The organism is Piscirickettsia litoralis (assembly GCF_001720395.1).
GTDB lineage: Bacteria > Pseudomonadota > Gammaproteobacteria > Piscirickettsiales > Piscirickettsiaceae > Piscirickettsia > Piscirickettsia litoralis.
This window is the reverse complement of sequence record NZ_MDTU01000002.1, coordinates 107,423-112,227: the sequence shown is the minus strand read 5'-3', so window position 1 is coordinate 112,227 and position 4,805 is coordinate 107,423. Positions and strand designations below refer to the sequence as shown.

Sequence of the window (4,805 nt, the reverse complement as noted above, 5' to 3'; positions counted from 1 at the left end):
CTTGTTTTATAAACGCCTTGAAAAAGGCTGCTTTAAACTTCCTAAATTAAATGATGCATATTACCTGATGAATGAAGCTCAATTGAGTTTGCTTTTGGATGGGATTAATTGGTATGAGGTAAAGCAAAAAGATAAGGAAAAATACAGTAAATTATTTTAATAAATCCACTTAAAAGTGTCGGGCTATGGTATAATAGTCGCCATGAAGGATGCCCAAATTTACCCACAAGATATTAACGATTGCCATAAGTTGATTGATCAAGTCAGTACGTAACGTGATCATTATAAAGCTTTGTATGAGCAGTTGAAACGTCATCGTTATGGACAGCGTTCTGAAAAATTAAGTGCTGACCAGCTCACACCTATTGAGAAAATGCAGGCAGGCGCTTTATACAGCGCAGAGATAAAGCGGGCTAAAACTCTTAAGAAACTACAACGTGCAGCTAGAAGTGCAAAGCTAGGCATCAACTTAAAACTTAACCTTAATCAAATCGATATTGCTAGTCGTTCAGGAGTGTCTTTGAGTACTGTAAAGCGTTATTGGAAGGGGCTTTTAGAGTTTATTTTCTTGGGTGTCATTAGGGGTGTATCAGATATAAGCGCCGGTGGTACGGCGGCACTGGGTTTGTTTATTGATGAGGTTATAAGGCTACTTCTAGATCGTCGTTCTCAAAATAGGGGGCTAGGGGAGGCTGATTTTAGTGGATTTGAATGTGTGCCGCATGAGACTGAGTGGGTGTGAATTTTGGTGGATTTTTTCTTTTTAAAATTATTTTGTAATTGGTCGTTCGATTGGTCGTTGTTTTCAAGGTCAGTCGGTTAGCATGGTAAAAAATTGAGGAGATAAGTAATGAATAGAAGCCAGTGGACCCAAGAAGAAGAGCAGCTGATGCGAGAGTATTACCCAGTTAAGAGTGTTAAAGAAATGCAATCGCTGTTGCCGGGGCGAACTAAAGATCAAATCTATAGCAAAGCTAAGCGCATGCTTCTCGCTGGTGCTGATGGTGTCGAGATGGCTGTAAAAGGGACGACCGAAATTGACCTAACCCCCGAGGCGGTTAACACGTTTTTGAAGACGTTTAATGTGGTGGGATTGAAGCTCATTGTTAAGTCGACTCCTCAAGCGATCGCAGGATAACAACATGGCAAAAGAGTCTGCAGGTGAGCGATTACTTAGGGTGCAATGTGAGCTTGAAGGTTTGTTAGTCGAGCAAGAATACCGCTTTCACCCTAAAAGACGTTGGCGGTTTGATTTTGCAATGCCTGTATACAAGCTGGCTGTTGAGGTTGAAGGCGGTGCGTACTCTCAGGGTCGTCATACGCGAGGTAAGGGCTTTGAGGCTGATTGCGAAAAATATAACGCTGCTGCCGAGCTTGGTTGGCGAGTGCTTCGTTACACCCCGCAGCAAGTTGAAAAAATTTATTGCTATCCGCCAAATTAAAAATATTTTGGATGAAATTGAGGCTGAGATGATTAAACAACCTAACCGGAAGTTAACAGAAGAGATGTGCCGTTATATTGCTAGAAGCTACCCCTTATTAACGATAGAAGATATTTCTGAAGCGCTTGATGTAAAGCGCAGTGACTGCATCAAGAAGTGGGGACAGTATAGATTGAAATACGCAACAAATTACGAAGTTTATAAAGGGTATGCGGCAGGTGGAAGGATCGAAGCATTTGATGATCTGATGCAGCGACGAAAGCAATTCATAGAGCAATTAAAAACGGGTAAAAAAGCACCGCAACCTGTAGAGGTAACCCCGACCCCAACAAAACCGCAAGCTTTGTTTTTAAGGCATCGTAGTCAACGAGAAATTGAAGGGAAGTTGCACGTATGAGTTGGTTTGAGCGGCTATTAAGCACCTTAGAGCAAGGCGTATTTTCGTTATTAACGACGGTGATCCTGTTGTATGGAGCGGCTGGAGCGGTGTATTTGCTTCAGGTGATTGGTAGTCATTTTACTGTCTTTATTGCTCCAGATTTTGGTCGAGCATTGTTGATTGCGTTTGGTTTGGTATTTTTGTCTGCGTTTGTGGGATTGTGGGTTAATAGTAAGGGGATATCTAGTGGAAAATAATGAAAATAAAAGCATTGATGATTTAATTCGTGAGCAAGTGTCTGCATGCGTTGAATTGATAAAAAAAAGATTGCTTGATGGCTCTGAGAATATAGAAAATATAGCCGATCAAGCAACCTATGCCGACTCAACACTTGCTGCGCTAATTGCTCATCTTGCAGATTTTCGTCTTTATCACTGTCAGTTTTTTAAAATTGATTGCGGTGAATGCACAAAAAATCGCCGTTTTTGAGTCAATGCTGAATGATATCATTGGTGTTGGAAAGAATAATGGCATTCAAGCTAAGATGGCGAAAATGCCACTACAAGACTCTGAGTCTTCATTGGTGCACTAGGTAATTTTGGAGGTGATATGAAAAATACAGCGTTAGAAAAAAAAGTAAGAGAGATGACAGATAAGGTCGATGGCTGGGATGACCGAGTTGAGGTCTTTGTTGAAACAATATTATCAATTTGTGAGCATTATGCTGAATATTTCAAACTTGACCCTGTTACCGTCTTTGAAGCACTAGAGAAAAATCGAGACTATTCGTATCCAAATTACTATCAAGAGGGTAACTTTCCAAAGCTAGACGAGAGTGTCTTGGTCTTTCAAGACGAGGAAGAAACGAGGGCGAAATTCGAGCCAGAAAAAGGCTTTATTTGCCCGGTGTGTGATTGGAAGTCTTATGGCTTATTTAAAACGCTTGGTAAGGGGCTACGCTTTACTATCGCTAAAGATTGGCTGGAACGTCCTTTTGTTGATGAGTGTTTTATGCCGGTAGCTCTTGCATCGAATATCGATACAGAAAAGAAGGTTAGTAATGGGTGAAAGTAAACCCCAAGTAATAGAGCATTACATACCTTATCAATGATAACTTCAGAAAACTGAAACAGGATATATGACTATGAATGTTAAGCAAGACTTCTTAAATTATGTAAAAAACCACTCTCTTGAGGTAGTCATTGATGATGGTGTGCATAGACATTTGCGATTTACTAATGACGGTTCTTTAACCCATCACTTTACAATCACCACATCTCCTCAACATTTATGTGTTGGTGGCGATTTTGGGACTTATGTTTTTCGATCTCATGAAGATATGTTTGATTTTTTTCGTGGAGGAGTTGATATTAATCCGCACTATTGGTCTGAGAAACTTGTGAGTAACAGTGTGTTTGTAGGCTATAAAAAATTTAGTGTAGAGGAGTTTGAAAAGTCTGTAACAGAATACTTTAATGGCCATGAATTCGATAGTGAAGATGAAAAACAAGAAGTGTGGGAGGAGATTGAGAGACAAATATTTCGTTGTGATGATGAACACTCAGCATCTTGTGCAATACGAGAATTTGAATCAAGTTATGATTTTAACTTTTATTCGTTTTACGGCAATTTTTTAACTATTTACGAAACAATATTTAATTTGTTTGCATGCAATTTTATACATTATTTCAAAGTATGATGAACTTAAAAGCAGAGAAGTGGAGATGCTTAAGTGAACGAGTATAGACAAGAGTTAATGAAAAAAGCTGAAGCTGAATTCAACGAGATTTTTGACGATGTGCAAAAAAGTGTGATCTGCGTAACGGAGAATATTGATAAACAAAGTGAGCAATTGTTTTATTTTACCGGCTTTATGAATATGTTAGTTGATCAACTGATAAATTATGAATTGGAAATAGCCCAGCGTTCTTCTAATGATGGGGCATTGTGTCGCATGATATTAAATAAGTTCAATACGGAGCTACAAGAAAAAATTAAGAAGAATAGGCAAGGACTGTCATAAGTGCGTGGTGTGAATAAAGTGATTATCGTCGGGCGCTTAGGTCAGGACCCTGATGTTCGATATATGCAAACAGGTGACGCGGTTGCCAATTTGACTGTGGCGACATCAGAACAATGGAAAGATCAACACGGGGTAAATCAAGAAAGCACAGAATGGCACCGGGTTGTTTTATATAAGCGATTAGCCGAAATTGCTAAGGAATATTTGAGCAAAGGGTCGCTTGTGTATGTCGAAGGTAAGCTTAAAACTCGCAAGTGGAAAGACAAGAATGGACAAGATCGTTATACCACCGAAGTTGTTGGCAGTAACTTGCAGATGCTGGGCGCTGGGGGTGGAGATCGTACTCAATCACAGTTGCAGCACTCTCCAAAGTTAAAACCACAGGCGCAAACACCAGGCCAGCAGGCATTTATAGCGAAGCAAGAAACGCAACAGCAGCTTGATGTTCCTGCTAATTTTGACGAACTTGATGACGTTCCTTTTTAATGAGCTGAATATACCATTATCACTAGTCTTTTTGCTGGGTTGCCTGTAAAACACAAATCGTGTTTAAATTTTGCGCGAAATAAGTATAAAAAAGCAACCGGAGTGGTATTTATGGTTGAGATCTTAAAATGGGTATTAATTATCGAAGGCAAACAACGCGATGAAGTGATTCACTTTGAATCAAACTATAACCCCGATGATGTGCGTAGGACGGCAATCAGCATTGCCCGGCTACGTGGGATTAATCTAAAAGAGCGAAAGCATAAAATAATGTCAGAGGCGGAGTATCAAGCTTCAATTCGGCATTAAGTCGTATGTAGAGGAGAAAGTCATGCCGATGCTGGATACAAAAGCAGTAAAAAGAAGGTTGAGGTGTTGGGGTGATTATGTGCAACAAAGCCAGGACTCCATTGGTTGGCCAGAGTCCATTTTTAAGATTCAGGAATTTCAAAAAAATGATCCAGGCGGCAGTATT

General features: G+C 39.9%; 12 protein-coding genes. All 12 read left to right on the top strand.

Going from position 1 to position 4,805, the window contains the following annotated elements; genetic code table 11:
• The first annotated feature begins 1 nt into the window (after position 1).
• The 12 genes from tnpB (at position 2) to BGC07_RS15425 (ending at position 4,639) form a co-directional block, all read left to right on the top strand.
• Entirely contained in the window at positions 2-160 is a 159-nt protein-coding gene (gene tnpB / locus BGC07_RS24010) for an IS66 family insertion sequence element accessory protein TnpB (RefSeq protein WP_394332142.1), read from the top strand.
• Between the two features lie 144 nt (positions 161-304).
• Positions 305-742, top strand: coding sequence for a transposase family protein (locus tag BGC07_RS15475; protein WP_139121781.1), 438 nt, complete (start codon positions 305-307; stop codon positions 740-742).
• Positions 743-850: 108 nt separating this feature from the next.
• Positions 851-1,138 carry an SANT/Myb-like DNA-binding domain-containing protein gene (locus BGC07_RS15470; RefSeq protein ID WP_069313975.1) on the top strand — a complete coding sequence of 96 codons (288 nt, stop codon included), beginning with the start codon at positions 851-853 and terminating at the stop codon, positions 1,136-1,138.
• 4 nt (positions 1,139-1,142) lie between these two features.
• Positions 1,143-1,442 carry a PDDEXK family nuclease gene (locus BGC07_RS15465; RefSeq protein WP_139121780.1) on the top strand — a complete coding sequence of 100 codons (300 nt, stop codon included), beginning with the start codon at positions 1,143-1,145 and terminating at the stop codon, positions 1,440-1,442.
• Between the two features lie 28 nt (positions 1,443-1,470).
• The gene (locus tag BGC07_RS20250; protein WP_139121779.1) at positions 1,471-1,839 is read left to right on the top strand and encodes a hypothetical protein; all 369 of its coding nucleotides are present in this window, start codon (positions 1,471-1,473) and stop codon (positions 1,837-1,839) included.
• Positions 1,836-2,078, top strand: a complete 243-nt coding sequence (locus BGC07_RS15455) for a hypothetical protein (RefSeq protein WP_069313972.1) — start codon at positions 1,836-1,838, stop codon at positions 2,076-2,078. The genes BGC07_RS20250 and BGC07_RS15455 overlap by 4 nt, the downstream gene beginning before the upstream one ends.
• On the top strand, positions 2,068-2,310 hold the full coding sequence (locus tag BGC07_RS15450; protein WP_069313971.1) for a hypothetical protein: 243 nt from the start codon (positions 2,068-2,070) through the stop codon (positions 2,308-2,310). The genes BGC07_RS15455 and BGC07_RS15450 overlap by 11 nt, the downstream gene beginning before the upstream one ends.
• Positions 2,311-2,430: 120 nt before the next feature.
• The gene (locus BGC07_RS15445) at positions 2,431-2,889 is read left to right on the top strand and encodes a hypothetical protein (RefSeq protein WP_069313970.1); all 459 of its coding nucleotides are present in this window, start codon (positions 2,431-2,433) and stop codon (positions 2,887-2,889) included.
• 76 nt (positions 2,890-2,965) lie between these two features.
• The gene (locus tag BGC07_RS15440; protein WP_069313969.1) at positions 2,966-3,520 is read left to right on the top strand and encodes a hypothetical protein; all 555 of its coding nucleotides are present in this window, start codon (positions 2,966-2,968) and stop codon (positions 3,518-3,520) included.
• Positions 3,521-3,553: 33 nt separating this feature from the next.
• Complete coding sequence (locus tag BGC07_RS15435) at positions 3,554-3,844, top strand: hypothetical protein (protein ID WP_069313968.1); 291 nt, start codon at positions 3,554-3,556, stop codon at positions 3,842-3,844.
• On the top strand, positions 3,845-4,330 hold the full coding sequence (locus BGC07_RS15430) for a single-stranded DNA-binding protein (RefSeq protein ID WP_069313967.1): 486 nt from the start codon (positions 3,845-3,847) through the stop codon (positions 4,328-4,330).
• A gap of 111 nt (positions 4,331-4,441) precedes the next feature.
• Positions 4,442-4,639 (top strand): hypothetical protein, encoded by a 198-nt coding sequence (locus BGC07_RS15425; protein WP_069313966.1) that lies wholly within the window; start codon positions 4,442-4,444, stop codon positions 4,637-4,639.
• Positions 4,640-4,805 lie beyond the last annotated feature (166 nt).

What these genes read in the sequence shown, in the direction of transcription:
- BGC07_RS15470 (WP_069313975.1), top strand. Translation starts at nt 851, where the DNA reads ATGAATAGAAGCCAGTGGACCCAAGAAGAAGAGCAGCTGATGCGAGAG.
- BGC07_RS15465 (WP_139121780.1), top strand. Translation starts at nt 1,143, where the DNA reads ATGGCAAAAGAGTCTGCAGGTGAGCGATTACTTAGGGTGCAATGTGAG.
- BGC07_RS20250 (WP_139121779.1), top strand. Translation starts at nt 1,471, where the DNA reads ATGATTAAACAACCTAACCGGAAGTTAACAGAAGAGATGTGCCGTTAT.
- BGC07_RS15455 (WP_069313972.1), top strand. Translation starts at nt 1,836, where the DNA reads ATGAGTTGGTTTGAGCGGCTATTAAGCACCTTAGAGCAAGGCGTATTT.
- BGC07_RS15445 (WP_069313970.1), top strand. Translation starts at nt 2,431, where the DNA reads ATGAAAAATACAGCGTTAGAAAAAAAAGTAAGAGAGATGACAGATAAG.
- BGC07_RS15440 (WP_069313969.1), top strand. Translation starts at nt 2,966, where the DNA reads ATGAATGTTAAGCAAGACTTCTTAAATTATGTAAAAAACCACTCTCTT.
- BGC07_RS15425 (WP_069313966.1), top strand. Translation starts at nt 4,442, where the DNA reads ATGGTTGAGATCTTAAAATGGGTATTAATTATCGAAGGCAAACAACGC.